Source organism: Streptomyces sp. NK08204, assembly GCF_020400585.1.
Lineage (GTDB): Bacteria > Actinomycetota > Actinomycetes > Streptomycetales > Streptomycetaceae > Streptomyces.
The window spans coordinates 70,902-95,832 of record NZ_JAINVF010000015.1 but is presented as its reverse complement, the minus strand read 5'-3'; the positions used below and the strand labels follow the sequence as shown (position 1 = coordinate 95,832).

Genomic DNA, 24,931 nt, shown 5'->3' with positions numbered 1-24,931 from the left:
TGCACGGCGACTTGGTGACCTTCGTCGCCGAGGACGACGTCTGGCTGGCGCCCCTCGACGGCGGGCGGGCCTGGCGGGTCAGCGCCGACAACAGACCGGTGACCCACCCCCGGATATCCCCCGACGGAACCTTGCTCGCCTGGACCTCCACCCGGGACGGCGCGCCCGAGGTACATGTCGCCCCGGTCGACGGCGGCCCCGCCACCCGCCTCACCCACTGGGGCAGCCGGGGCACTGCCGTACGCGGCTGGACCCCGGACGGGCGGGTACTCGCGCTCGGCGCGCAGGGCCGGCCCCACGGCCGTCTCTGGGCGCACGCCGTGCCCCTGGACGGCGGCCCGCCCGAGACCCTGCCCTACGGGCCCGTCGGCGACGTGGCGTTCGGCCCCGCCACCGTGCTCCAGTCCGCGACCATGGGCCGCGAGGCCGCCCACTGGAAGCGCTACCGGGGCGGTACGGCGGGCAAACTGTGGATCGACCCCGACGGCAGCGGCGCGTTCGTACGGCTGCAGGCCGAGCTGGACGGGAACATCGAGTGCCCGGTGTGGGTGGGCACGGGGGACCTCCCGCTCGAGCGAGGCCAGGAGCGCGGGAGGCTGGCGTTCCTCTCCGACCACGAAGGCACCGGCGCCCTGTACTCCTGCCTCGCCGACGGCTCCGACCTGCGCCGGCACACCCCGCTCAACGGCTTCTACGCCCGGCACGCCACCGGTGACGGCAGCCGCGTGGTGTACACCTGCGGCGGTGAACTGTGGCTGCTGGAGGACCTGGAGAGCGCCGAGCCGCGCCGGCTGGACGTACGGCTCGGCGGGCCCCGGCTGGACCTGCGGCCTGCCCCGGTGGACGCCGCCCACTGGTTCGAAGCCGCGTCCCCCGACCACACCGCGCGCGGCAGCGCCGTGGGCGTGCGCGGCGGCGTGCACTGGGTCACCCACCGCTCCGGGCCCGCCCGCGCCCTCGCCGCCACCCCCGGGGTGCGCGCCCGGCTGCCGCGTACCTTCCGCGCCGACGGTGAGGAGTGGGTGGTGTGGGTCACCGACGCCGAGGGCGACGACGCCCTGGAGTTCGCCCCCGCCACCGGCACCGTGCCCGGCGCCACCCCCCGCCGGATCGCCGCCGGACAGCTCGGCCGGGTGCTGGAGCTGGCCATGGCACCCGACGGCAGCCGGGCCGCCGTCGCCGCGCACGACGGACGCCTGCTGCTCGTCGAGCGGGAGACCGGCGAGGTCCGCGAGGTCGACCGCAGCGACGACGGCGAGGTCTGCGGACTGGCCTTCTCACCCGACTCCACCTGGCTGGCCTGGGCCCACCCCGGCCCCCGCCCCCTCTCCCAGCTGCGCATCGCCCACACCACCGACCTGTCGGTCACCGAGGCGACCCCGCCGCGCTTCCAGGACTACGCGCCCGCCTTCACCCTCGACGGCAAACACCTCGCCTTCCTCTCCAACCGTGCCTTCGACCCGGTCTACGACGAGCACGTCTTCGACCTCGCGTTCGTGGTCGGAGCCCGCCCGCACCTGATCACCCTGGCCGCCACGACACCGTCCCCGTTCGGCCCGCAGCGGCACGGCCGCCCCTTCGAGACCCCCGACAAGGACGAGACCCCCGACAGCGAGGGCACCCCCGCCACCCGGATCGACCTCGACGGCCTCGCCGACCGGATCGTGCCCTTCCCGGTCGAGGCCGGCCGCTACTCCGGACTGCGCGCCGCCAAGGACGGCGTGCTCTGGCTGCACCACCCCGTGCACGGGGTCCTCGGCGCCTCCCGCGCCCACCCCGAGGACCCCGGCCCGCACACCGAGCTGGAGCGCTACGACCTCGCCCAGCGGCGCCTGGAACACCTGGCCTCCGACATCGACCACTTCGAGGTCAGCGGTGACGGCAAACGGGTCCTGCTGTGGACCGACGGCCGGCTCCGGGTCGTCCCCAGCGACCGCCGCACCGGCACCGACGACGACGGCGACAGCAGCGTCACCGTCGACCTCGCCCGTGTCCGGCAGACCGTCGACCCCGCCGCCGAGTGGCGGCAGATGTACGACGAGACGGGCCGCATCATGCGCGACCACTTCTGGCGGGCCGACCTCGGCGGCGTCGACTGGTCCGCCGTCCTCGACCGCTACCGCCCCCTGCTGCACCGCCTCGCCACCCACGACGACCTGGTCGACCTGCTGTGGGAGGTGCACGGCGAACTCGGCACCTCCCACGCCTACGTCAGCCCGCCCGGCCGATACGGCGGCGGCCCCCGGCAGGGCCTGCTGGGCGCCGACATCTCCCGCCACGCGGACGGCAGTTGGCGCATCGACCGCATCCTGCCGTCGGAGACCTCCGACCCGGACGCCCGCTCCCCGCTCGCCGCACCCGGGGCCGCCGTGCGCCCCGGCGACACGATCGTCGCCGTCGCCGGCCACCCGGTCGACCCCGTCACCGGCCCCGCCCCGCTGCTCGTCGGCACGGCCGGCCGCCCGGTGGAACTGACCGTCTCCCCGGCCGGCGGCGGCGAACTGCGGCACACGGTCGTCGTGCCCGTCGCGGACGAGGGCCCCCTGCGTTACCACGCCTGGGTCGCCGACCGCCGCGCCCATGTCCACGCCGTCTCCGACGGCCGGCTCGGCTACCTCCACGTCCCCGACATGCAGGCCCTCGGCTGGGCGCAGATCCACCGCGACCTGCGGGTGGAGGTCGCGCGCGAGGGGCTCGTGGTCGACGTCCGGGAGAACCGGGGCGGGTTCACCTCCCAGCTCGTCGTGGAGAAACTGGCCCGGCGGATCATCGGCTGGGACATGCCGCGCGGCATGCGCCCCACCAGCTATCCGCTGGACGCCCCCCGGGGACCGGTCGTAGCCGTCGCCAACGAGTTCTCCGGCTCCGACGGCGACATCGTCAACGCCGCGATCAAGGCCCTCGGTATCGGCCCCGTCGTGGGTACCCGCACCTGGGGCGGCGTCATCGGCATCGACAGCCGCTACCCCCTGGTCGACGGCACCCTCGTCACCCAGCCGAAGTACGCCACCTGGCTGGAGGGTTACGGCTGGGACGTGGAGAACCACGGCGTCGACCCGGACGTGGAGGTGGTGCAGCGCCCGCAGGACTGGGCGCAGGGGCGCGACGTGCAACTCGACGAGGCGATAAGGCTGGCACTGGCAGCGCTGGAAGCGGCACCTGCGAAAACACCCCCGGCGCTGCCAGGGCAAGGGGCTGGGGGAGCCGCAGGACAAGCCACCGACGACCCGCACCCGAACGACTAGGATGCCCCCGTACCGATCACCGGCGAAAGCGAGCGCAGCGCAATGGCGGGAGAACCGCAGGACGACTGCCTGTTCTGCAAAATCGTCGCAGGCCACATTCCCGCGACGATCGTCCGAGAGACGGAGACCACCGTCGCCTTCCGGGACATAAATCCCCAGGCGCCCACACACGTCCTGGTCATTCCCAAGGCGCACTACAAGAACGCCGCCGCGCTCGCCGCGGGCGCCCCGGAACTGGCCGCGGACGTGCTGCGTGAGACCCAGGCGGTGGCCGACGAGGACGAGCTGGAGAGCTACCGCATCGTCTTCAACACCGGCAGCGGCGTCGGTCAGACCGTCTGGCACGCCCACGCGCACGTCCTCGGTGGCCGTGGCATGGAATGGCCCCCCGGATAAATCGCCATGTCCGTCCGTGAATTGGTGGTCCTCGGCACAGCCAGCCAGGTCCCGACCCGGCACCGCAACCACAACGGCTACCTGCTGCGCTGGGACGGCGAGGGCATCCTGTTCGACCCCGGTGAGGGAACACAGCGGCAGATGCTGCGCGCCGGGGTCGCCGCCCACGACCTGAACCGGATCTGCGTCACGCACTTCCACGGCGACCACTCCCTGGGCCTCGCCGGGGTGATCCAGCGGATCAACCTCGATCAGGTACCGCACAGGGTCACCGCGCACTACCCGCGCTCGGGGCAGCGCTTCTTCGACCGGCTGCGGTACGCGACCGCCTACCGGGAGACCGTCGACCTCGTCGAGGCGCCGGTCGCCGCCGACGGCGTCCTCGAGGTGACGCCGTCGTACACGCTTCAGGCCCGCAGGCTGTCCCACCCCGTGGAGTCCTTCGGATACCGGCTGATCGAACCCGACGGCCGCCGCATGCTGCCCGAACGGCTCGCCGCGCACGGCATCAAGGGCCCGGACGTGGGTGTGCTCCAGCGCGAGGGCAGGCTCGGGGACGTGACCCTGGACGAGGTCAGCGAGGTGCGGCGCGGGCAGCGGTTCGCGTTCGTCATGGACACCCGGCTGTGCGAGGGGGTGCACGCCCTGGCCGAGGGCTGCGACCTGCTCGTGATCGAGTCCACCTTCCTCGACGAGGACGCCGGACTCGCCGCCGACCACGGGCATCTGACGGCCGGTCAGGCGGCGGAGGTGGCCCGGGACGCCGGGGTACGGCACCTCGTCCTGACCCACTTCAGCCAGCGCTACTCGGAGCCCGACGAGTTCGAGCGGCAGGCACGCGCCGCCGGTTTCGAGGGTGAGCTGACCGTCGCCCACGACCTGCAGCGAGTTCCTGTTCCGAAACGCCGGTGACACGGCCGTACGATGCGTTGATGCCCCTCCCCAAAGCAGAACTGCACCTTCACATCGAAGGCACCCTGGAGCCCGAGCTGGCGTTCGAGCTGGCCGACCGCAACGGCGTCGAGCTGCCCTACGCCGACACCGACGAGCTGCGCGAGGCGTACCGGTTCGAGGACCTCCAGTCCTTCCTGGACCTGTACTACGAGCTGATGGCCGTCCTGCGCACCGAGCAGGACTTCGCGGACCTGACGGACGCCTACCTGGCCCGTGCCGCCGCGCAGGGCGTGCGGCACGCGGAGATCTTCTTCGATCCGCAGGCCCACCTCGCCCGGGGCGTGGCCATGGGCACGGTCGTGGAGGGGCTGTGGCAAGCGCTCCGCCACAGCGAGGAGAACCACGGCATCTCCACCCGGCTGATCATGTGCTTCCTGCGCGACCAGTCCGCCGAGTCGGCCATGGAGACCCTTCAGGCCGCGCGGCCCTACCTGGACCGGATCACCGGCGTCGGCCTCGACTCCGCCGAGGTCGGGCACCCGCCGGTGAAGTTCCGCGAGGTGTACGAGGCCGCCGCCGCCCTCGGGCTGCGGCGCGTGGCGCACGCCGGTGAGGAGGGGCCGCCGGAGTACATCACCGAGGCCCTGGACGTGCTCGGCGTGGAGCGCGTCGACCACGGGCTGCGCTGCATGGAGGACCCGGTGCTGGTCGAGCGGCTGGTGCGCGAACGCGTCCCGCTGACCCTGTGCCCGCTGTCGAACGTCCGGCTGCGGACCGTCGACACACTGGCCGACCACCCGCTGCCGGCCATGCTCGACGCCGGGCTGCTGTGCACCGTCAACTCCGACGACCCGGCCTACTTCGGCGGCTACGCGGGCGACAACTTCGACGCCGTCCGCGCCACCCTTGACCTGAGCGAGGACCGGCTGCGCGAACTCGCCCGCAACTCGTTCCTCGCCTCCTTCCTGGAGGACGACGAGGAGCGGCGCGAGCGGTACCTCGCCGAGGTGGCGGCGTACCAGTTCGGTCCGTCGGCGTAGGCACGCTGTTCGGGCAGCGTTGCGCAGCGGGCAGGTTCAGTGGCCGTCCTGGTGCCCACGCCCTGGCCACAGGTCGAGCGGCGTTCTGCTGCTGTCGATCTACCAACTGCGCGGCTTCTCGGGACAGTTCGCCTGGCTTCTCGCCCAGGTCGCAGCCCTCGTGACGATCTGGCACCAGTTGGCCCGCAGCTAGGCGCTCCCCGGCCTTTCCGTGGACGAGTCCCGGGGCCGCCAGTCCGGTTGGAGGACATGACCCGGCCGCACCCGCGCCGGAGCGCGGACAACCGCTCCCACGCCGGTACCGGCCAGCCGTGCCGGGGGAGTGGTGTGGTGCACACTGACCAGAACCGCACCACCGCAGGGAGCGCACCGTGAGCCCGTCCCACACGATCGCCGCAGAGGAACCGGAGCACCTCACCGAGGCAGCGCGCTGTCAGGCCCAGGTCGATCCGCTGGCCGCCCTGCGCGTACCGGGCGACCCGCCCTGGGACGTCTACCTCACCGGCACCGTCTTCCTGGACATCATCTTCACCGGCCTGGACTCGGCGCCCGTGCGCGGAACCGAGTCCTGGGCCCGGGGCATGGGCTCCAGCCCGGGCGGGGTCGCCAACATGGCCACCGCGCTGGCCCGGCTCGGCCTGAAGACCTCCCTGGCCGCGGCCTTCGGCGACGACCACTACGGCGACTACTGCTGGGACGCGCTCGAACAGGGCGAGGGCATCGACCTCACCGCCTCGAGGACCGTACCCGGCTGGCACTCCCCGGTGACCGTCTCCATGGCGTACGAGGGTGAGCGCACCATGGTGTCCCACGGCCACGAGCCGCCCCCCGAGGAGCCCGCCCCCGACTGCCCGCCCCGCGCACGGGCCGCCGTCGCCTCCCTCGTTCCCGGCAGCCGCGCCTCCTGGATCGCCCAGGCCGCCCATGAGGGCACCCGGATCTTCGCCGACGTCGGCTGGGACGACACCGGCGCCTGGGACCTCGGGGGGCTCGCCGACCTCGAGCACTGCGAGGCGTTCCTGCCCAACGCGGAGGAGGCGATGCGCTACACCGGCACCGAGTGCCCGCGTCTGGCCGCGCATGCCCTGACCGAGTACGTGCCGGTGGCCGTGGTGACCCTCGGGGCGGAGGGGGCGTACGCGGTGGACCGGCGTACGGGGGAGGCCGCCGAGGTGCCCGCGATCGCCGTGCAGGCGCTGGATCCGACAGGGGCGGGGGACGTGTTCGTCGCCGGGTTCGTGACGGGATCCCTCGCGGGATGGCCGCTGGCCGACCGGCTGGCCTTCGCCGGGCTCACGGCCGCCCTGTCGGTGCAGGAGTTCGGCGGGTCCCTGTCGGCGCCCGGGTGGTCGGAGATCGGGGCCTGGTGGCGGCGGGTCCAGTCGGTGGAGGAGCAGGACCCGGCGGCCCTGCGGCGGTACGCGTTTCTCGACCGGTTCGTTCCGGAGGAACTGGACCGGCCGTGGCCGCTGCGGCGGGCGGTGCCGACGATCGGGTTCCGGCGGCCCGCCTGACATACCGGATGCCGGCGGCCCGCCCGGCAGGCGGGGGCTCGGCCCCCGAAAAGGGGAACGCGGCCCCCGTCGAAAAGCCCTTCGGCGTTGTCAGCCCGCCGTCGTACCCTGGAATCGCGAGGCCGCCCTCAGCCGTGCGGCCGTGACGAGGAGGAACCGCAGGCCACAGCGCCGGCCCATGACTCAGACACCCACAGCTCACAGCTCCGCGCAGGAGCGGGCGAGAGCACAGTTCACCGTCCCCGCCCAGCACCCCATGGTCACCGTGCTGGGGTCCGGCGACTCGCTCCTGCGCGTGATAGAGAAGGCCTTCCCGGGGGCCGACATCCACGTCCGGGGCAACGAGATCAGCGCGGCCGGCGACCCGATCGATGTCGCCCTTATTTCGCGCGTGTTCGACGAGATGATGCTGGTGCTCCGCACCGGGCAGCCGATGACGGAGGACGCAGTGGAACGCTCGATCGCGATGCTCAAGGCGAGTGAGGCCGGGACGAGTGACGGGACGGAGACGCCCGCGCAGGTGCTGACGCAGAACATCCTGTCCTCGCGCGGCCGTACGATCCGCCCCAAGACCCTCAACCAGAAGCGGTACGTCGACGCGATCGACAAGCACACCATCGTCTTCGGTATCGGGCCCGCCGGTACCGGCAAGACCTACCTGGCCATGGCCAAGGCCGTGCAGGCCCTGCAGTCCAAGCAGGTCAACCGCATCATCCTGACCCGCCCGGCGGTGGAGGCGGGGGAGCGGCTCGGCTTCCTGCCCGGCACGCTCTACGAGAAGATCGACCCCTATCTGCGCCCGCTGTACGACGCGCTGCACGACATGCTCGACCCGGACTCCATTCCGCGGCTGATGGCAGCGGGGACCATCGAGGTCGCGCCGCTGGCGTACATGCGTGGCCGTACGCTCAACGACGCCTTCATCATCCTGGACGAGGCCCAGAACACCAGCCCCGAACAGATGAAGATGTTCCTCACCCGCCTCGGCTTCGACTCCAAGATCGTGATCACGGGTGACGTGACCCAGGTCGACCTGCCGAACGGCACCAAGTCCGGTCTGCGGCAGGTGCAGGAGATCCTTGAGGGCGTCGAGGACGTCCACTTCTCCCGGCTTTCGTCCCACGATGTCGTCCGGCACAAGCTGGTGGGCCGTATCGTCGACGCGTACGAGAAGTACGACACCAAGTACGGCACCGAGAATGGCACCCACAAGGGCGGCCACGGCAAGACCGGCGCCAAGGGCACCAAGGGGAAGTAGACCAGCACGGCCATGTCGATCGATGTCAACAACGAGTCCGGCACCGAAGTAGACGAGCAGGCGATCCTGGACGTCGCCCGCTATGCGCTCACGCGGATGCGCATCCACCCGCTCTCCGAGCTTTCGGTGATCGTCGTGGACGCCGACGCCATGGAGCAGCTGCACGTCCAGTGGATGGACCTGCCCGGTCCCACCGATGTCATGTCCTTCCCCATGGACGAGCTGCGCCCGCCCACGAAGGACGACGACGAGCCCCCGCAGGGGCTCCTCGGCGACATCGTGCTGTGCCCGGAGGTCGCCGCCAGGCAGGGCGCGGAAGCACCGACGCAGCACTCCATGGACGAGGAACTCCAGCTGCTCACCGTCCACGGGGTGCTGCACCTGCTGGGCTACGACCACGAGGAGCCCGACGAGAAGGCGGAGATGTTCGGGCTCCAGGCCGCCATCGTGGACGGGTGGCGGGCCGAGCGCGGGCTGACGGGGCCGTCTCCGGCGCCGACCGTCTCGTAAGCGAAACGGTCCTCTCGTGAGTCCGCAGATCGTCGTCGGCGCGATCGCGCTCGTCGTCGTGGCCTGGCTGGCGGCCTGCGCGGAGGCGGGCATCGCGCGCGTCTCCAGCTTCCGCGCCGAAGAGGCCGTGAAGTCGGGCCGCCGGGGCAGCGCCAAGCTCGCCCAGATCGCCGCCGACCCCACCCGCTACCTCAACATGGCCCTCCTCGTGCGCGTCGCCGCCGAGATGGCCGCCGCGGCCCTGGTCACGTACGCCTGCCTCCAGCAGTTCGCGGCCACCTGGCAGGCGCTGCTGGTCGCCATCGGCGTCATGGTCCTGGTGTCCTACGTCGCCGTCGGCGTCTCCCCGCGCACCATCGGCCGCCAGCACCCCCTCAACACCGCGACCGCGGCGGCGTACGTGCTGCTGCCGCTGGCCCGGGTGATGGGCCCGATCCCGTCGCTGCTGATCCTCATCGGTAACGCCCTGACACCCGGCAAGGGCTTCAGGCGCGGGCCGTTCGCCTCCGAGGCGGAGCTGCGGGCGCTGGTCGACCTCGCCGAGAAGGAGTCGCTGATCGAGGACGAGGAGCGCCGGATGGTGCACTCGGTCTTCGAGCTGGGCGACACACTCGTGCGCGAGGTCATGGTCCCGCGCACCGACCTGGTCACCATCGAGCGGTTCAAGACCATCCGCCAGGCCCTCACCCTCGCCCTGCGCTCCGGGTTCTCCCGCATCCCGGTCACCGGGGAGAGCGAGGACGACATCGTCGGGATCGTGTACCTGAAGGACCTGGTCCGCAAGACGCACATCAACCGCGACGCGGAAGGGGACCTGGTCTCCACGGCCATGCGCCCGGCCGTGTTCGTGCCCGACACCAAGAACGCCGGCGACCTGCTGCGGGAGATGCAGAAGGAACGCAACCACGTCGCCGTCGTCATCGACGAGTACGGCGGCACCGCCGGGATCGTCACCATCGAGGACATCCTGGAGGAGATCGTCGGTGAGATCACCGACGAGTACGACCGGGAACTGCCGCCCGTGGAGCGCCTCGGTGACGACCGCTGCCGGGTCACCGCCCGCCTGGACATCACCGACCTCGGCGAGCTGTACGGCCTGGGCGAGTACGACGACGAGGACGTGGAGACCGTCGGTGGACTCCTCGCCAAGGCCCTCGGCCGGGTGCCGATCGCCGGCGCGTCGGCCGAGGTCGAACTCCCCGACGGCCGCAGGCTGAAGCTGACGGCGGAGGCCACGGCCGGCCGCCGGAACAAGATCACGACCGTGCTGGTGGAGCCGGTGCCCGTGCCGGACCCGCAGGAGGCGACGCAGGAGTGACCCCTCAACAACTGCGCACCCTCTGCCTGTCCTTCAACGCGGCCGTGGAGGACTTCCCGTTCAGCCCGGACGTCTCGGTCTTCAAGGTGCTCGGCAAGATGTTCGCCCTGAGCCGGCTGGACGCGCGGCCGCTGACGGTCAACCTCAAGTGCGACCCGGAGGACGCGGTCCGGCTGCGCGGCGAGTACGAGGGGCTGATCGTCCCCGGCTACCACATGAACAAACGGCACTGGAACACCGTGACCGTGGACGGCGGCCTCCCGGACCGGCTCGTGAGGGAGCTGATCGAGGACTCCTACGACCTCGTCGTCGCGGGCCTGCCGAGGACCGAGCGACTGCGGCTGGACCGGCCCTGAACGGCGCGCGCGGCCGTGTCGTCCACACGGCCGCGCGTTGCGAGAACGTCCAGTGAATGCGTTCAGGCCCTGGAGCGGCCTTCCCGCAGTCCCAGGCCCACCAGAACGGCGGCGGCGAGGACGATCGCCGCGTCCAGGGCGAGGACCGTGTGCACGCCCGTCAGCAGATCGCCGGAGGTGGTGGCCAGCACGCCCAGCAGCGGGATGCCGACCGTGATGCCCACCTGCTGGGTGGAGGTCACCAGACCGGTGGCCAGCCCCTGCTCCTCGTCCGGGACACCGGAGGTCACGGTCACGCCGTACGAGATGATCGCGCCCAGGTGGCACACGCTGGCCAGCGACACCGCCCCCGTGGCGAGCCACGCCGACCAGGTGTGGGCGTTCAGCGGCAGCAGCGCCGCCACCAGCGCGCCCTGGCCGGCCAGCGAGCCGACCAGGGTGCGGTGGGCGCCGAAGCGGCCGATGACCTTCGGGGCGAGCGTGCCCGCGACCGCCGACAGCGCGCCCTGGACACCGAAGACCAGACCCGTCTCGAACGCCGACAGCTCGAGGATCTCCTGCAGGTACAGGGTCAGCACGAAGACCACCGTCGACATCATCGAGAAGGTGACCAGGCCGCCCACATTGCCCCACGCCACCGTGCGGCGGCGCAGCATGGGCAGCGAGACCAGGGGGGCGGCCGAGCGGCTCTCGATCACGGTGAACGCGGTCAGCAGGACCAGGCCGGAGAGCAGTGCCGTGATGACGTCGGCGCGGCCGAAGCCGTGGTCGGCGGCCGTGGACAGGGAGTAGATCAGGGACAGCAGGCCCCCGGTGACGGTGATGGCGCCGGGCACGTCCAGGCGCGGGCGCTCCGGGGTGCGGGACTCGGGCAGCAGGCCGGGGGCGAGCGGCAGCACGATCAGCGCGAACACCGTGAGCAGGGCCATGGTCGAGCGCCAGCCGAGCGCGTCGGTGAGCACACCGCCCGCGACCATGCCGACGGTGAAGCCCAGCGACAGCAGGGTGCCCGATATGCCGAGGGCGCGGTCGCGGGCCGGGCCCTCCGGGAACGTGGTGGTCAGCAGGGACATGCCCGTCGGTACGATCGCCGCCGCGGCGAGGCCCTGCAGGGCGCGCCCGGCGAGGAAGGACGCCGGGTCCCAGGCCAGGGTCGCCAGCAGCGAGGCCGCGCCGAACACCGCCAGACCGGTGAGGAACAGCTTCCGGCGGCCGTACAGGTCGCCGATGCGGCCGAACAGGAGCAGGAAGCCGCCGGAGGGGAGCGCGAACGCGGTGACCGCCCACTGCAGGGCGGAACGGCTCATCCCGAGATCGGTGCCGAGGTCGGGGAGTGCCACGTTCAGCACGGAGAAGTCCAGCGCGACCATGAACTGGGCCGCGCACAGGACGAAGAGGACCAGTTTGTCGCGCGTCGACAGCCGGGGGGCGCCGAGCGGTTCGCCTACAGGGGTGGTGGGTTGCGTGGTGGTGTCGATCGCCATGGCAAGAGCTTCGGGCGCGCGGAATACGGGTGGGGAGTCGGAACTTATGGTGGTGGTGGCACCACCAGAACGGGCGCGACGGGGGAGGAGCGGTACGTGGCTCAGGACGCGGTGAAGAGTCATCGACGGCGTGAATTGCGCGAGTTCCTGATGAGCAAGCGGGCCCGGGTCGGTCCCGAGGAGGCCGGACTGCCGGTCGGCGGGGCCCGGCGCCGTACGCCCGGACTGCGCCGTGAGGAGGTCGCCGTGCTCGCCGGGGTGGGGGCCTCCTGGTACCAGTGGCTCGAGCAGGGCCGGGACATCTCCGTCTCCCCGCAGGTCCTCGACTCCGTCGCCCGGGTGCTGCGGCTGAGCAACGCCGAGCGACGGCACCTGTACCTGCTCGCCGGGCTGAACCCGCCCGCGGTCGAAGTGGCGCCCGACAAGCGGGAGATGTGCGACGGGCTGCGGCGGCTGATCGACACGTGGATGCCGTATCCGGCGCACATCATGGACCGGTACTACAACTGCGTGATGTACAACGACGCCGCCGCGCTGGTGCTCGGCATGCGGCCCGGCATCACGCAGAACTGCCTCGTCGACTTCTTCACCGATCCGCTGTACCGGTCACGCGCCAGGAGCTGGGAGCGCAACGCGCGTACGGTCGTCGCGCAGTTCCGGGCCGCCTGTGCCGCCCGGCCGGACGACGAGGGCTACCGGGCGGTGCTCGCCGAGGTGAGCGAGGCGAGCCCGGAGTTCCTCGAGCTGTGGGCCGAGCAGGCGATCGAGGACGCCGGGCAGGTGCGCAAGGAGCTGGAGCATCCGGTGGTCGGGCTGCTGGTGGTGGAGTCGACGGCGCTGAAGGTGCCCGCCCGGCCCGATCTGTCGATCGTCCTGCACACCCCGCTGGACGAGGCGAACACCGCCGCGAAGCTGGAGTGGCTGGCCTCTCCGGAGGGCAGGCGCGGGACGATGTACCCCGTGGCGGGGTGAGGGGCCGTGCCTTTCGTATGCTCAGGGCATGACCGAGAGCAACGGGCTTGACCCCGAGGACCGCAAGATCGTGACCCTGGCCCGTTCGGTGCGGGCCCGCAACGGCGTACCCGAGGGGGCGGCCGTACGGGACGAGACCGGGCGGACGTATGCCGCCGGGTCGGTCGGGCTCGAGCACCTGAAGCTGAGCGCGCTGCAGACCGCCGTGGCCATGGCGGTGGCCTCGGGGGCGACGTCGCTGGAGGCCGCGGCGGTGGTCAGCGAGGCGGACGAGGTCGCATCGGAGGACCGGGCCGCCGTCGCCGATCTGGGCGGCGCCTCGACGCCCGTGCTGCTCGCCGGGCCCGACGGAGCCGTGAAGCAGACGGTACCGGCGGGCGCCGGGGAGTAGTCCCGCACGGTCGAACCGAGCGACCTGGGTTCCGGACGCCGCAGAAACTGATGAGCCCGTCAGCTTTCTGCGGCCTCTCCCTCGGCAGAGGGCTTCACCGTTCGGGGCGACCGCGCTCGCGGTCACCACGGGCGGCGCACCGGCCTGTGCGAGTCCGGTGCCGCCGGCACGAACGTGGACTTCGCCACGCACCGCATCCAGCCGCCGTCGCAGGCACTCCCGCCGGTCGACGGCACACCACCGCCGGCATGTCCGTGGACCACAGCAGCCTCAAGGCCGGTGACACGTCCGGAGTGATCTGCACGGTGGTCACGGCCGCCGCGAGCGACCCCCACCGACCTGGCGCTGCCGGCCGTCCACGTCCCAGGCCGGGGACGCCGTCGCGCTGTCGTAGGCCGGCTTCGGAAAGGGCGGGGCCTCCACCGGGTCTCTGCACACGGGGACCGTCCGGGGCTCCCGGGGCGGCGCCGCGGGCCGGTCGCCGACCGGCAAGGTCACCGACTTCACCGGTCCCGGCGCGAAGATCGACGCGAACAGGCTGAGCCGGAGTCCGGCCTGCACGACCAAGCCCGGCAGCCCCAGCACCAGCAGGGCCGGTCGGGCAGGTGTACATCAGCCGCCACCCGCCGCTCGACATCCCGGCTGGTCCGGGGGGTTCAGAGCGCGTCGGGGCCGCGTTCGCCGGTCCGTACCCGCACGACCGTCTCCACGGGGACGGACCACACCTTCCCATCCCCGATCTTCCCCGTCTGCGCGGCCCTGACCACCGCGTCGATCACGTCGTCGGCGACCGCGTCCTCGACCACCACCTCGATCCGCGCCTTCGGTACCAGGTCGACCCGGTACTCGGCCCCCCGGTACACCTCGGTGTGGCCGCGCTGGCGGCCGTAGCCGCTCGCCTCGGTCACCGTCAGCCCGTGCACGCCCAGCTCCTGCAGGGCGGTCTTGACCGCGTCGAGGCGGTAGGGCTTGACGATCGCGGTGATGAGCTTCATGGCTGGGTGCCGACCTTCTGCGTGCTGGTTCCGGTGAGGACGGAGTGGGAGACCGGGGCGCCATGGCCCAGGACTCCGTGATCGTAAGCCGTCTCGGCGTGCACCGTAAGGTCCAGGCCGGTGTGCTCCTGCTCCTCACCCGCCCGGAAGCCCATCACCCGGTCGAGCAGCTTGCCGAGGCCGTACGTCACCGTGAACGCGTACCCCGCGACGACCACCACGGCGAGCAGCTGCTTGCCGAGCAGGGCGAGCCCGCCGCCGTAGAGGAGGCCCTCCGTGCCGCCGGTCATCGCCTTCTCGGCGAACAGGCCGATCAGCAGGGTGCCGATGATCCCGCCGACCAGGTGGACACCGACGACGTCCAGCGAGTCGTCGTAGTTCAGCCGGAACTTCCAGCTCACCGCGTAACTGCAGACCACACCGGCGGCCAGGCCCACCACGAGGGCGCCGAGCAGGGAGACCGTGCCGCAGGACGGGGTGATCGCGACCAGGCCGGCGACCGCGCCGGACGCCGCGCCCAGCGTGGTCGGGTGGCCGTCCCGCTTCTGCTCCACGAACAGCCAGCCCAGCAGGCCGGTGCAGCCGGCGGCGAGGGTGTTGAGGAAGGCCGCGGCGGCCAGACCGTTCGCGCCGAGCGCGGAGCCCGCGTTGAAACCGAACCAGCCGAACCAGAGCAGCCCGGCGCCGAGCACCACCATGGGCAGATTGTGCGGACGCATGGCGTCCTTCTTGAAGCCGAGACGGGGGCCGAGGACGAGGCACAGGGCGAGACCGGAGGCGCCGGAGGTGATCTCGACGGGCAGACCGCCGGCGAAGTCGAGCGCGCCGAGCTTGTCGAGGATCCAGCCACCTGGTCCCCACACCCAGTGGGTCACCGGAACGTATACGAGCAGGGTCCACACCGGGACGAAGACCAGCCATGTGGAGAACTGCGTCCGGTCGGCGACCGCGCCGCTGATCAGCGCCGCCGTGATGATCGCGAAGGTGAGCTGGAAGGTGGCGAAGAGGACGGTCGGGACCGTGCCGTGGACGCTGCCCGGGCCGAGCCCGCTCATCCCGGCGTGCTCCAGACCGCCGATCAGCCCCCCGAAGGCGTCGTCACCGAAGGCGAGGGAGTAGCCGGCGGCCAGCCAGACCACGGTGACCAGGGCGATCGACACGAAGCTCATCATCAGCATGTTGAGGACGCTCTTCGCGCGGACCATGCCGCCGTAGAACAGGGCCAGTCCCGGGGTCATCAGCAGGACGAGGGCGGTCGCGGCGAGCAGCCAGGCGGTGTCGCCGGTGTTGACGTGCGCGGCGGCGAGGGTCACGGGCGTCTCCAACGGTGTGCGGGCTCCTCAGAGGGTCACCGGTGAGCGTTTCCGGTTGTGTACGGGGGTGTTTCCGTGACGTTTCATTGCCTGACGGTTACCGAAGGCTCACCGTGCGGCGGGGCTTCGTGGATCAGGGACAATGAACGGCATGAGCGTTCGCACCCAGTCACCCGAAGAGCCGGCCGAGACCGTCCACCGCGCCGGCTTCGCCTGCTTCGTGGGCCGCCCCAACGCGGGCAAGTCCACCCTCACGAACGCTCTGGTCGGGCAGAAGGTCGCGATCACCGCGAACCAGCCGCAGACGACGCGCCACACGGTGCGCGGCATCGTGCACCGGCCCGACGCCCAGCTGATCCTGGTGGACACCCCGGGGCTCCACAAACCGCGCACCCTGCTCGGCGAGCGGCTCAACGACGTCGTACGGACGACGTGGGCCGAGGTCGACGTGATCGGCTTCTGCCTGCCCGCGAACGAGAAGATCGGCCCCGGTGACCGCTTCATCGCCAAGGAGCTGGCCGGGATCCGGAAGACCCCGAAGGTCGCCATCGTCACCAAGACCGACCTGGTCGACTCCAAGACCCTCGCCGAGCAGCTGATCGCGATCGACCAGCTGGGCAAGGAGCTGGGCTTCGAGTGGGCGGAGATCGTGCCGGTGTCGGCGGTCGGCGACAAGCAGGTGGGTCTGCTGGCCGACCTGATCGTCCCGCTGCTGCCGGAGGGCCCGGCCCTCTACCCCGAGGGTGACCTCACGGACGAGCCCGAGCAGGTCATGATCGCGGAGCTCATCCGCGAGGCGGCCCTGGAGGGTGTCCGCGACGAGCTGCCGCACTCCATCGCGGTGGTCGTGGAGGAGATGCTCCCGCGCGAGGACCGTCCGGCGGACAAGCCGCTACTGGACATCCACGCCAACGTCTACATCGAACGCCCCAGCCAGAAGGGCATCATCATCGGCCCCAAGGGCAAGCGCCTGAAGGAGGTCGGCATCAAGTCCCGTAAGCACATCGAAGCGCTGCTGGGCACGCCCGTCTTCCTCGATCTCCACGTCAAGGTCGCGAAGGACTGGCAGCGGGACCCGAAGCAGCTGCGCAGGCTCGGGTTCTGAGTCCCCGGCTGGGATCGGAACCCCGCCTCGGCGAGCGTCGCCAGGCGGGATGCCAGGACTCTTGCCCACGCCCGGTAGCCCGCCGGGGACGGGGGAAGCGGTCGGGGCCGGCCAGTCGCCGGGAACTCTGCCGGACCGCTCAGCGACTTCGCCGTCGCCGCCGGGGACGCGCCGGAGCGGGCGGCGCAGTCCGTGCGGTCAGGGCCGGCTGGGTGACAGGTCCTGGAGGCCCACCACGCGCAGCAGCCGGAGCCGTTCGTGGGACTCCGTTCCCGGGCGGGCCGTGTGGATGATGAGCAGGTGATGCTGGGCGTCGTTGAGCAGGACCTCGCAGTCCAGCTCCAGCAGGCCGACCAGCGGGTGCTGGAAGCGTTTCGTCGACGTGCGGCGCACCGCCACCTCGTGCTCGTCCCACAGCCGGGCGAACTCCTCGCTGCGCGCCCGCAGTTCGGCCACCAGCGCCGCCGGTTCCGGGTCCGTGGGGCGGGCCGCCGCCACCGCCCGCAGATTCGCCACGTGCTGCCGCGCGTGCTCTGCCCGGTCCTCCGGCGGGAACAGCTCGCGGGCGGCCGGGTCCAGGAAGTAGCGGCGGACCAGGTTGCGGTCCCGCGGCGGGCGGGCGGACGCGTCGCCCGTCAGCGCCCTCGCCAGCGCGTTCTGGGCCAGGACGTCCCCGCAGTCCGTCACCACCTGTGCGGGAGTGTCGTGCAGCCGGTCCAGGACCAGCAGCAGCCCGGGGCCGACATGCCCCGACGCCGCCGTACGGCGCGGCGGCTCCTCGCCCGCCAGGTGGAAGAGGTGGTCGCGCTCGTCGTCGGTCAGGCGCATCGCCCTCGCCAGCGCCGTCAGCATCTGGCGCGACGGGCGAGGCCCCCGGGACTGCTCCAGGCGCGTGTAGTAGTCGGCCGACATGCCGGCCAGGGACGCCACCTCCTCCCGGCGCAGTCCCGGCGTACGGCGGCGGGCGCCCGCCGTCAGGCCCACGTCGGACGGTTCGAGGCGGGCGCGGCCACGGCGCAGGAAGTCGGCGAGTTCGGCTCGGTTCACGCCCCAAGACTGACCGAGCCCGCCCGGCTTATCCAGGGAGTGCCGGTCCCCTGATCGGAAGGTCTCTCCCGCCAGGCCCGGTGCGCGCCGAAGCTGCATGCACCCACCCGGCAGGGCAGATCAACCAGGGAGCAGATCATGCTGACACTCGTCACCGGCACCACCGGCCAGGTCGGCCGCGCGTTCGTCCCCCGCCTGCTGGCACAGGCCCGCCCCGGAGAGCAGGTGCGCGTCCTGGTGCGGGACGAGAGCCACGGGGCCGCCCTCGCCGGCCTCGGCGCCCAGGTCGCCGTCGGTGACCTCCGCGACAGCGAGGCCCTCGGCAAGGCGCTCGCCGGAGCCGATGCCGTGGTCAACATCGCCGCCGCCTTCCGGGATGTGCCGGACGAGGAGATGCGGGCCGTCAACCGTGACGCCGCCGTGGAGCTGGGGCGAGCCGCCGTGGCCTTTGGGGTACGGCGTTTCGTGCAGGTCAGCACCAACCTCGTCTACGGCGAGGGGCGCGCCCGCCCGCACGACGAGGACGACGCGAGCATCCCGGGCGGGCCGCTGTGGGGCGCCTACCCGGAGTCGAAGGCCGAGGCCGAGCGGGAGTTGCTGGCGCTCGACGGCCTCGACACCCGCGTCGGCCGCCTCGCCTTCGTCTACGGCGAGGGTGACCCGCACCTCGCCCAGTCGCTGCGCTGGCTCGCGCACTGGCCGGCCGCCAAGCGATTCCATCTGGTGCATGTGGCCGACGTCGCCCGGGGACTCATGCGGCTGCTGTACGCCCCCGGTGCCGACGGCCGCGTCTACAACATCGCCGACGACGCCCCCGTCACCGCCCTGGACGTCCACCGACTTCTCGACGCCGGCCTCCCGGCGGAGGCCCACACCCGCATGGACGAGGACCCCTGGCACGGCATCGTCTCCACCGAACGCATCCGGCGCGAGCTGGGCTTCTGCCCGCAGTACCCGACGATCTGGACCGCCCGGGACGCCGGCGCCCTGTGAACCCGCCACGCACCCCGCCTCAGTCCACCCCCCGGATCCGGCCCACCAGCCCCGCCCCCGCCAGCCCGATCACCGCCGCCACCAGGTACAGCACCCGGTAGCCGCCGAGGTACGTGACGATCGGAGCGGCCAGGGCGGGGGCCGCGACCTGGGGCAGGGCGTTGGCCACGTTGATGACGCCGAGGTCCTTGCCCCGGTCCGCGGCCTTCGGCAGGACGTCGGTCATCAGCGCGAAGTCCACCGAGGTGAACACGCCGAAACCGATCCCGAGGACCGCCGCCGCCACGATCGCGCCCGGCCAGGTCTGCCAGCCCGACAGCGCCGCCGTCGCCACCGCCATCAGCACGCCCGACCAGATCACGAACGGCTTGCGCCGGCCCGTCCGGTCCGACCGGACGCCGCCGACCACGACCGTCGCGAGCAGCGTCAGCCCGTTCACCGCGGTCAGGATCAGTACGCCCTGGTCGGGGTCGTGGTAGTGGACGCGGTCCCGCAGGTAGTAGAGGAGGTACAGCAGGACGAGGGAGTTGCTCAGGTTGATCAGGAACCGGGTCAGCCAGGCCCAGCCCAGGTCCGGGTGGCGGCGCGGGCTCAGCCAGAAGCCTCCGAGGAAGGCCCGCCAGGACCAGGGAGGCCGTGCCTCGGGCGGCAGCCGCAGGTCCTCGTGGCGCAGGACGTACGGCAGCACGCCCACCGCCGTGAACACCGCGCACGCCCCGTACCCGGCCGCGACCCCGCCCGCCGCCGTCGCGAGACCCGTCCCGCCGACCACGCCGAGGATCTGCGCCGCCCCCAGCCAGCCGCCGACCGCGCCCCGTTGGAGCCGCGGCACCCGGTCCGGCACCGCTGCCGTCACCGCCGCGAAGGCCGCGTTGAGCGTCAGCTGGACCAGACACCAGCCCGCCGCCATCGTCCACGGTCCGCCCGCGCCCGCGAGCAGCAGCAGCGACAGTGCGCCGCCCGCCGTCCCGGCCACGATCCACGGGGTACGGCGGCCCCGGCGGGCCGTGGTCCGGTCCGAGAGGGCGCCGAAGACGGGGTTGGCCACCAACGACACCACCGCGCCCGCGCCCGTCACCCAGGCCAGGATCGTCTCCTTCGACATCCCGGAGCCGGGCGCGAAGTCCCTCGCCTGGGAAGCGAGCAGGATCTGCAGCGGGCCGAACCAGCCGACCCAGATCGCTCCGTTGGCCAGCGCCAGGGCCGCCGTCCACCCCCGGCCGACCGGCTCGACGGGCTCGGTGAGGGCCGCCGAGCCGGAGGTGGTGGTCATCTCCGAGCCCGCAGCACGTCCCGGAACCAGTGGTAGGAGGCCTTCGGGGTGCGTCTCTGGGTGGCGTAGTCGACATGGACGAGGCCGAAGCGGCGCGCATGTCCCTCCGCCCACTCCCAGTTGTCCATCAGGGACCACACGAAGTAGCCCCGCACGTCCACACCCGCCTGCACGGCCGCGTGCAGGGCACGGATGTGGGCGTCCAGGTAGGCGATGCGGTCCTGGTCGTCGATGCCCTCGTAGGAGCATCCGTTCTCGGTGATCACGATCGGCGGGAGCCGGTCGCCGTAGCGGTCACGGAAGGCGGTCAGCAACTCGGTCAGCCCCTCCGGCACGACGGGCCAGCCGAAGTCGGTGACCGGGCGGCCCTCGATCTGCCGGACGGAGAAGGGAAGTTCGGCGGGCATGGTGATCCCGCCGAACTCTGTCTGCGTGCCCCGCGGGGCGCCCACTCTGGTCGGCGCGTAGTAGTTGACGCCGTAGAAGTCGACCGGCTCGGCGATGACCGCCAGGTCACCGGCCACGTCTCCCGGCATCAGCTCGCCGATGTGCTCGGGGTACACGCCCAGCAGGACCGGTTCGGCGAACATCCGGTTCAGCAGTACGTCGTAGAAGTCCGCCGCCTCCACATCGGCCTGTTCCTTCGAGGCGGGCCAGGTCGGGCCGTGGGAGTTGGCGATGCCGATGTCCGTGGCCCCGGCCGCGCGCAGGGCCTGTACGGCCAGACCGTGGGCCAGCAACTGGTGGTGGGCGACCGGCAGTGCGTCGAACAGCAGCCGCCGGCCCGGTGCGTGGACGCCCAGCGCGTGGCCCAGCAGGGTGTGTTCGGCGGGCTCGTTGAGAGTGATCCACTTGTGCACGCGGTCGCTCAGCCGCCCGGCCACGACCGACACGTACTCGGCGAACCGGGCCGCGGTGTCCCGCTCCAGCCAGTCCAGCGAGGCGGGCAGGTCCCAGTGGTAGAGAGTGGGCACCGGCCGTACGCCCGCCGCGCACAGCTCGTCCACCAGGCGGTCGTAGAAGCCGAGGCCGCCGGGGGAGTTCACCCGGGGCCAGGAGACGGAGAAGCGGTAGGCGTCCACGCCCAGGTCGGCGAGGAGGGCCACGTCCTCGGGGTGGCGGTGGTAGTGGTCGCAGGCCACCGCCGCCGTCGAGCCGTCCTTCACCCGCCCCGGCTCGGCCGTGAACACGTCCCACACGGACGCCTCACGCTCGCCGACGCCGCCCTCGATCTGGTGCGCCGAGGTCGAGACGCCCCACAGGAAGCCGTCCGGGAACGGGAGTGCCGGGTTCGTCGCCGTGCGCGCATCTGTCGCCATGTGCCGGATCATCCGTACCGGCGGTAACGGAAGTCAACGGGCAGGCGGGAACAAGCAGTTACGCGCCCTCTTTGAGCACCCTGGTGATCAGTTGCCGCTGGTCGTCGGTCAGCCGCGGGTCCGCGCAGTACACGGTCCTGTCGCCCACCGTGATCTGGTAGCTGAACCCGTCGGGCACTCCGATCGGGGGTGTGCCCCGGCCGGCCGCGAGCGCGCGCTCGGCCAGGGCCTGCCACTCCTGGGCGTCGGGGTGTTGTGAGATGTCCACCTCGGCGTACCGCTCGATGCCGCCGAAGCCACCCGTGCGCCTCACCTGAATCCGCATGATCCCTGTCTAGTACAGAACTACGGGGTCCGCACTCCGACCTGCTCCCAGGCCTTCTGCACGGCCTCCAGTTCGTCGCCCGCGCCGTACCGCTTGCGGGCCGCACGGACGGTGAGCTTGGCGAAGTCCGCGAAGCTGGCGTACGTCGGCAGTTTGCCGCCGGTCAGGACGTCGTACCAGATCTGCCCGGCCCTCTCCCAGGAGTGGCCGCCGATGGCCTTGGCGACCAGGTAGAAGGCGTGGTTGGGGATGCCGGAGTTGATGTGCACGCCGCCGTTGTCGCGGCCGGTGTGGACGTAGCCGTCCATCGTCGCGGGCTGCGGATCCTTGCCGAGGCGGGGGTCGTCGTAGGCCGTGCCCGGGGCCTTCATCGAGCGCAGGGCGGTGCCGTGGACGCGGGGCGCGAGCAGGCCCGCGCCGATCAGCCAGTCGGCCTGCTCGGCGGTCTGGCCGAGCGCGTACTGCTTGATGAGCGAGCCGAAGACGTCCGAGATCGACTCGTTGAGCGCGCCGGACTGGCCGAAGTAGGCGAGGTTGGCGGTGTGCTGGGTGACGCCGTGGGTCAGCTCGTGGCCGATGACGTCGACCGGGATGGTGAAGTCCAGGAAGATCTCGTTGTCGCCGTCTCCGAACACCATCTGTTCGCCGTTCCAGAAGGCGTTGTCGTAGTCGACGCCGAAGTGCACGCTGGCGTTCAGCGGCAGCCCCTGGCCGTCGATCGAGTCGCGGCCGTACACCTTCTGGTACAGCTCGAAGGTGGCGCCGAGGCCTGCGTAGGCGCGGTTGACGGTGGCGTCCGCACCGGGCTCGGAGCCCTCCTCGCGGACCTTCCTGCCGGGCAGGTCCTGGGTGTGCCCGGCGTCGTAGATGGTGCGGTGCGGCTTGCCGTTCACGGCCTGTGCGGGCGGGGTGACGGCGGGCGCGCCGATCACCGTGGTCAGGCGGCGACGGGTGCGCTGGTAGGCGTCGTGCTCCAGGGACCGGCGGGCGGGTCCGGAGAGCGCGGGGTCCTCGTGCTGCGCGAGCTTGTCGAGGACGTGCGGCGGCACGATCGTGCAGAAGACGGGCGCGAAGCCCCCGTTGCTGGTCATGTCCGGCACCATTGCACTGGGTGATGCCGTTGTCACTAGCAGCGACCTTGATTGGTGAAATACGGGGACATTCGCCCCCGCTCTGTGTCACGGAGTGGTAGAGGGGTGCCATCGGCGAGTGGTGTAGCGCACTTTTTGTCCTATTTCCCGACCGGGTTCCGCATACTGATACAGACCCGCGCAGCCGGCGCGGCTCGGCTAGTCTGCGGAGCATCATGCGTTTCGGGCTGCTTCTCCTTAGCTGCCGCGGCGAGGGCCTGTAGTCAAAGGCCGACTCCCTCCCCGCGGAGCTCTGGCGTTGCGTCGTCGGCCGTCCACCGGACCCGCGGACCCCGCGGTCTTCTCGAGGAGCCCACGCGATCATGGCGAACCGCCAGCAGCCCAGTTCCATGCCGATCCACAAGTACGGCCGCTACCAGCAGGTCGACATCCCGGACCGCACCTGGCCGGAGCAGCGCGTCACCACCGCCCCCCGGTGGCTGTCCACCGACCTGCGCGACGGCAACCAGGCACTGATCGACCCGATGTCGCCCGAGCGCAAGCGCCGCATGTTCGACCAGCTGGTCAAGATGGGCTACAAGGAGATCGAGGTCGGCTTCCCCGCCTCCGGTCAGACCGACTTCGACTTCGTGCGCTCGATCATCGAGGAAGAGGGCGCGATCCCCGAGGACGTGACCATCTCCGTGCTGACCCAGGCCCGCGAGGACCTGATCGAGCGGACCGTGGAGTCCCTCAAGGGCGCCCGCCGCGCCACCGTCCACCTGTACAACGCCACCGCCCCGGTCTTCCGCCGGGTCGTCTTCCGCGGCTCCAAGGACGACATCAAGCAGATCGCCGTCGACGGCACCCGCCTGGTGATGGAGTACGCCGAGAAGCTGCTGGGCCCCGAAACCGAGTTCGGCTACCAGTACAGCCCCGAGATCTTCACCGACACCGAGCTGGACTTCGCGCTGGAGGTCTGCGAGGCGGTCATGGACGTCTGGCAGCCGGGCCCGGACCGCGAGATCATCCTCAACCTGCCTGCCACCGTGGAGCGTTCGACGCCCTCCACGCACGCGGACCGCTTCGAGTGGATGCACCGCAACCTCTCCCGCCGCGAGTACGTCTGCCTGTCCGTCCACCCGCACAACGACCGCGGCACGGCCGTGGCGGCGGCCGAGCTGGCCCTGATGGCCGGCGCCGACCGCGTCGAGGGATGCCTGTTCGGGCAGGGCGAGCGCACCGGCAACGTCGACCTGGTCACCCTGGGCATGAACCTGTTCTCCCAGGGCGTCGACCCGCAGATCGACTTCTCCGACATCGACGAGATCCGTCGTACGTGGGAGTACTGCAATCAGATGGAGGTCCACCCGCGCCACCCGTACGTGGGGGACCTGGTCTACACGTCCTTCTCGGGCTCCCACCAGGACGCCATCAAGAAGGGCTTCGACGCCATGGAGGCCGAGGCGAAGGCCAAGGGCGTCACGGTGGACGACATCGAGTGGGCGGTGCCGTACCTGCCGATCGACCCGAAGGACGTCGGCCGCTCCTACGAGGCCGTCATCCGCGTCAACTCGCAGTCCGGCAAGGGCGGTGTCTCCTACGTCCTGAAGAACGACCACAAGCTGGAGCTGCCGCGCCGGATGCAGATCGAGTTCTCCCGGATCATCCAGGCGAAGACGGACGCCGAGGGCGGCGAGATCACGCCCAAGGAGATCTGGGCGGTCTTCCAGGACGAGTACCTGCCGAACCCGGACAACCCGTGGGGCCGGATCCAGGTGAAGACCGGCCAGTCGACCACCGACACGGACGGCGTCGACACGCTGACCGTCGAGGCCACCGTCGACGGCGAGGACACCGTCCTGACCGGCTCCGGCAACGGTCCGATCTCCGCCTTCTTCGACGCCCTGGAGTCCATCGGCCTCGACGTACGCCTGCTGGACTACCAGGAGCACACGATGAGCGAGGGAGCCTCCGCGCAGGCCGCCTCCTACATCGAATGCGCGATCGACGGCAAGATCCTGTGGGGTATCGGCATCGACGCGAACACGACGCGTGCGTCGCTGAAGGCGGTCGTCTCCGCGGTGAACCGCGCGTCCCGCTGATGGCTGTG

The 24,931-nt window shown here is 71.6% G+C and carries 23 protein-coding genes and 1 pseudogene; 16 read left to right on the top strand and 8 right to left on the bottom strand.

Going from position 1 to position 24,931, the window contains the following annotated elements:
* The first annotated feature begins 11 nt into the window (after window positions 1-11).
* From K7G59_RS22455 to K7G59_RS22410, 10 genes are all read left to right on the top strand, one after another.
* Window positions 12-3,245, top strand: coding sequence for a S41 family peptidase (locus K7G59_RS22455; RefSeq protein ID WP_225837069.1), 3,234 nt, complete (start codon window positions 12-14; stop codon window positions 3,243-3,245).
* Between the two features lie 42 nt (window positions 3,246-3,287).
* Entirely contained in the window at window positions 3,288-3,641 is a 354-nt protein-coding gene (locus K7G59_RS22450; RefSeq protein WP_225836977.1) for a histidine triad nucleotide-binding protein, read from the top strand.
* 6 nt (window positions 3,642-3,647) lie between these two features.
* A complete protein-coding gene (locus tag K7G59_RS22445) occupies window positions 3,648-4,553 on the top strand; it encodes a ribonuclease Z (RefSeq protein WP_225836975.1) in 906 nt (301 codons plus the stop codon).
* 20 nt (window positions 4,554-4,573) lie between these two features.
* On the top strand, window positions 4,574-5,575 hold the full coding sequence (locus tag K7G59_RS22440; protein ID WP_225836973.1) for an adenosine deaminase: 1,002 nt from the start codon (window positions 4,574-4,576) through the stop codon (window positions 5,573-5,575).
* Between the two features lie 19 nt (window positions 5,576-5,594).
* Window positions 5,595-5,768: a DUF6185 family protein gene (locus tag K7G59_RS35405; protein WP_225836971.1), complete on the top strand. Its 174-nt coding sequence runs from the start codon at window positions 5,595-5,597 to the stop codon at window positions 5,766-5,768.
* Between the two features lie 196 nt (window positions 5,769-5,964).
* Window positions 5,965-7,089, top strand: coding sequence for a PfkB family carbohydrate kinase (locus tag K7G59_RS22430; RefSeq protein ID WP_225837067.1), 1,125 nt, complete (start codon window positions 5,965-5,967; stop codon window positions 7,087-7,089).
* A 178-nt stretch (window positions 7,090-7,267) separates the two neighbouring features.
* Window positions 7,268-8,347, top strand: coding sequence for a PhoH family protein (locus K7G59_RS22425; protein WP_225836969.1), 1,080 nt, complete (start codon window positions 7,268-7,270; stop codon window positions 8,345-8,347).
* Window positions 8,348-8,359: 12 nt separating this feature from the next.
* Entirely contained in the window at window positions 8,360-8,857 is a 498-nt protein-coding gene (ybeY, locus tag K7G59_RS22420) for an rRNA maturation RNase YbeY (RefSeq protein WP_225836967.1), read from the top strand.
* 16 nt (window positions 8,858-8,873) lie between these two features.
* Complete coding sequence (locus K7G59_RS22415) at window positions 8,874-10,175, top strand: hemolysin family protein (protein WP_225836965.1); 1,302 nt, start codon at window positions 8,874-8,876, stop codon at window positions 10,173-10,175.
* Window positions 10,172-10,531 carry an MmcQ/YjbR family DNA-binding protein gene (locus K7G59_RS22410; RefSeq protein ID WP_225836963.1) on the top strand — a complete coding sequence of 120 codons (360 nt, stop codon included), beginning with the start codon at window positions 10,172-10,174 and terminating at the stop codon, window positions 10,529-10,531. The genes K7G59_RS22415 and K7G59_RS22410 overlap by 4 nt, the downstream gene beginning before the upstream one ends.
* 62 nt (window positions 10,532-10,593) lie before the next feature.
* Here K7G59_RS22410 and K7G59_RS22405 read toward each other — a convergent pair whose 3' ends face one another.
* Entirely contained in the window at window positions 10,594-12,015 is a 1,422-nt protein-coding gene (locus K7G59_RS22405; protein WP_225836961.1) for an MFS transporter, read from the bottom strand.
* Window positions 12,016-12,165: 150 nt separating this feature from the next.
* Here K7G59_RS22405 and K7G59_RS22400 point away from each other — a divergent pair, with 150 nt between their 5' ends.
* The 3 genes and pseudogenes from K7G59_RS22400 to K7G59_RS22390 form a co-directional block, all read left to right on the top strand.
* Window positions 12,166-12,987, top strand: coding sequence for a helix-turn-helix transcriptional regulator (locus K7G59_RS22400; RefSeq protein WP_225837065.1), 822 nt, complete (start codon window positions 12,166-12,168; stop codon window positions 12,985-12,987).
* Window positions 12,988-13,015: 28 nt separating this feature from the next.
* Entirely contained in the window at window positions 13,016-13,378 is a 363-nt protein-coding gene (locus tag K7G59_RS22395) for a cytidine deaminase (RefSeq protein ID WP_225836958.1), read from the top strand.
* Between the two features lie 355 nt (window positions 13,379-13,733).
* A pseudogene (locus K7G59_RS22390) lies at window positions 13,734-13,985 on the top strand (beta-xylosidase); the annotation flags it as partial.
* Window positions 13,986-14,034: 49 nt separating this feature from the next.
* Here K7G59_RS22390 and K7G59_RS22385 read toward each other — a convergent pair.
* Both K7G59_RS22385 and K7G59_RS22380 read right to left on the bottom strand, forming a co-directional pair.
* A complete protein-coding gene (locus K7G59_RS22385) occupies window positions 14,035-14,373 on the bottom strand; it encodes a P-II family nitrogen regulator (protein ID WP_225836951.1) in 339 nt (112 codons plus the stop codon).
* The gene (locus tag K7G59_RS22380; RefSeq protein ID WP_225837063.1) at window positions 14,370-15,686 is read right to left on the bottom strand and encodes an ammonium transporter; all 1,317 of its coding nucleotides are present in this window, start codon (window positions 15,684-15,686) and stop codon (window positions 14,370-14,372) included. The genes K7G59_RS22385 and K7G59_RS22380 overlap by 4 nt, the downstream gene beginning before the upstream one ends.
* A 151-nt stretch (window positions 15,687-15,837) precedes the next feature.
* Here K7G59_RS22380 and era point away from each other — a divergent pair, with 151 nt between their 5' ends.
* Window positions 15,838-16,791 (top strand): GTPase Era, encoded by a 954-nt coding sequence (gene era / locus K7G59_RS22375; RefSeq protein WP_225836950.1) that lies wholly within the window; start codon window positions 15,838-15,840, stop codon window positions 16,789-16,791.
* 198 nt (window positions 16,792-16,989) lie between these two features.
* Here era and K7G59_RS22370 read toward each other — a convergent pair whose 3' ends face one another.
* Complete coding sequence (locus K7G59_RS22370; protein WP_225836948.1) at window positions 16,990-17,838, bottom strand: helix-turn-helix transcriptional regulator; 849 nt, start codon at window positions 17,836-17,838, stop codon at window positions 16,990-16,992.
* Window positions 17,839-17,976: 138 nt separating this feature from the next.
* Here K7G59_RS22370 and K7G59_RS22365 point away from each other — a divergent pair, with 138 nt between their 5' ends.
* Window positions 17,977-18,831: an NAD(P)-dependent oxidoreductase gene (locus K7G59_RS22365; RefSeq protein ID WP_225836946.1), complete on the top strand. Its 855-nt coding sequence runs from the start codon at window positions 17,977-17,979 to the stop codon at window positions 18,829-18,831.
* A gap of 19 nt (window positions 18,832-18,850) precedes the next feature.
* Here K7G59_RS22365 and K7G59_RS22360 read toward each other — a convergent pair whose 3' ends face one another.
* From K7G59_RS22360 to K7G59_RS22345, 4 genes are read right to left on the bottom strand one after another with little or no spacing between them, the layout of a single operon-like run.
* A complete protein-coding gene (locus K7G59_RS22360) occupies window positions 18,851-20,104 on the bottom strand; it encodes an MFS transporter (RefSeq protein ID WP_225836944.1) in 1,254 nt (417 codons plus the stop codon).
* Window positions 20,101-21,423 carry a GH1 family beta-glucosidase gene (locus K7G59_RS22355; RefSeq protein ID WP_225836942.1) on the bottom strand — a complete coding sequence of 441 codons (1,323 nt, stop codon included), beginning with the start codon at window positions 21,421-21,423 and terminating at the stop codon, window positions 20,101-20,103. The genes K7G59_RS22360 and K7G59_RS22355 overlap by 4 nt, the downstream gene beginning before the upstream one ends.
* 58 nt (window positions 21,424-21,481) lie before the next feature.
* Window positions 21,482-21,748 (bottom strand): protealysin inhibitor emfourin, encoded by a 267-nt coding sequence (locus tag K7G59_RS22350; protein WP_225836941.1) that lies wholly within the window; start codon window positions 21,746-21,748, stop codon window positions 21,482-21,484.
* Between the two features lie 20 nt (window positions 21,749-21,768).
* Window positions 21,769-22,839, bottom strand: a complete 1,071-nt coding sequence (locus K7G59_RS22345; protein WP_225836939.1) for a M4 family metallopeptidase — start codon at window positions 22,837-22,839, stop codon at window positions 21,769-21,771.
* 362 nt (window positions 22,840-23,201) lie between these two features.
* Here K7G59_RS22345 and leuA point away from each other — a divergent pair, with 362 nt between their 5' ends.
* Window positions 23,202-24,923, top strand: coding sequence for a 2-isopropylmalate synthase (gene leuA / locus K7G59_RS22340; protein WP_225836937.1), 1,722 nt, complete (start codon window positions 23,202-23,204; stop codon window positions 24,921-24,923).
* The last annotated feature ends 8 nt before the right edge of the window (window positions 24,924-24,931 follow it).

What these genes read in the sequence shown, in the direction of transcription:
- K7G59_RS22425 (WP_225836969.1), top strand. Translation starts at nt 7,268, where the DNA reads ATGACTCAGACACCCACAGCTCACAGCTCCGCGCAGGAGCGGGCGAGA.
- era (WP_225836950.1), top strand. Translation starts at nt 15,838, where the DNA reads ATGAGCGTTCGCACCCAGTCACCCGAAGAGCCGGCCGAGACCGTCCAC.
- K7G59_RS22385 (WP_225836951.1), bottom strand. Translation starts at nt 14,373, where the DNA reads ATGAAGCTCATCACCGCGATCGTCAAGCCCTACCGCCTCGACGCGGTC.
- K7G59_RS22400 (WP_225837065.1), top strand. Translation starts at nt 12,166, where the DNA reads ATGAGCAAGCGGGCCCGGGTCGGTCCCGAGGAGGCCGGACTGCCGGTC.
- ybeY (WP_225836967.1), top strand. Translation starts at nt 8,360, where the DNA reads ATGTCGATCGATGTCAACAACGAGTCCGGCACCGAAGTAGACGAGCAG.
- K7G59_RS22405 (WP_225836961.1), bottom strand. Translation starts at nt 12,015, where the DNA reads ATGGCGATCGACACCACCACGCAACCCACCACCCCTGTAGGCGAACCG.
- K7G59_RS22365 (WP_225836946.1), top strand. Translation starts at nt 17,977, where the DNA reads ATGCTGACACTCGTCACCGGCACCACCGGCCAGGTCGGCCGCGCGTTC.
- K7G59_RS22395 (WP_225836958.1), top strand. Translation starts at nt 13,016, where the DNA reads ATGACCGAGAGCAACGGGCTTGACCCCGAGGACCGCAAGATCGTGACC.
- K7G59_RS22345 (WP_225836939.1), bottom strand. Translation starts at nt 22,839, where the DNA reads ATGACCAGCAACGGGGGCTTCGCGCCCGTCTTCTGCACGATCGTGCCG.
- K7G59_RS22445 (WP_225836975.1), top strand. Translation starts at nt 3,648, where the DNA reads ATGTCCGTCCGTGAATTGGTGGTCCTCGGCACAGCCAGCCAGGTCCCG.
- K7G59_RS22355 (WP_225836942.1), bottom strand. Translation starts at nt 21,423, where the DNA reads ATGGCGACAGATGCGCGCACGGCGACGAACCCGGCACTCCCGTTCCCG.
- K7G59_RS22440 (WP_225836973.1), top strand. Translation starts at nt 4,574, where the DNA reads ATGCCCCTCCCCAAAGCAGAACTGCACCTTCACATCGAAGGCACCCTG.
- K7G59_RS22350 (WP_225836941.1), bottom strand. Translation starts at nt 21,748, where the DNA reads ATGCGGATTCAGGTGAGGCGCACGGGTGGCTTCGGCGGCATCGAGCGG.
- K7G59_RS22450 (WP_225836977.1), top strand. Translation starts at nt 3,288, where the DNA reads ATGGCGGGAGAACCGCAGGACGACTGCCTGTTCTGCAAAATCGTCGCA.
- leuA (WP_225836937.1), top strand. Translation starts at nt 23,202, where the DNA reads ATGGCGAACCGCCAGCAGCCCAGTTCCATGCCGATCCACAAGTACGGC.
- K7G59_RS22360 (WP_225836944.1), bottom strand. Translation starts at nt 20,104, where the DNA reads ATGACCACCACCTCCGGCTCGGCGGCCCTCACCGAGCCCGTCGAGCCG.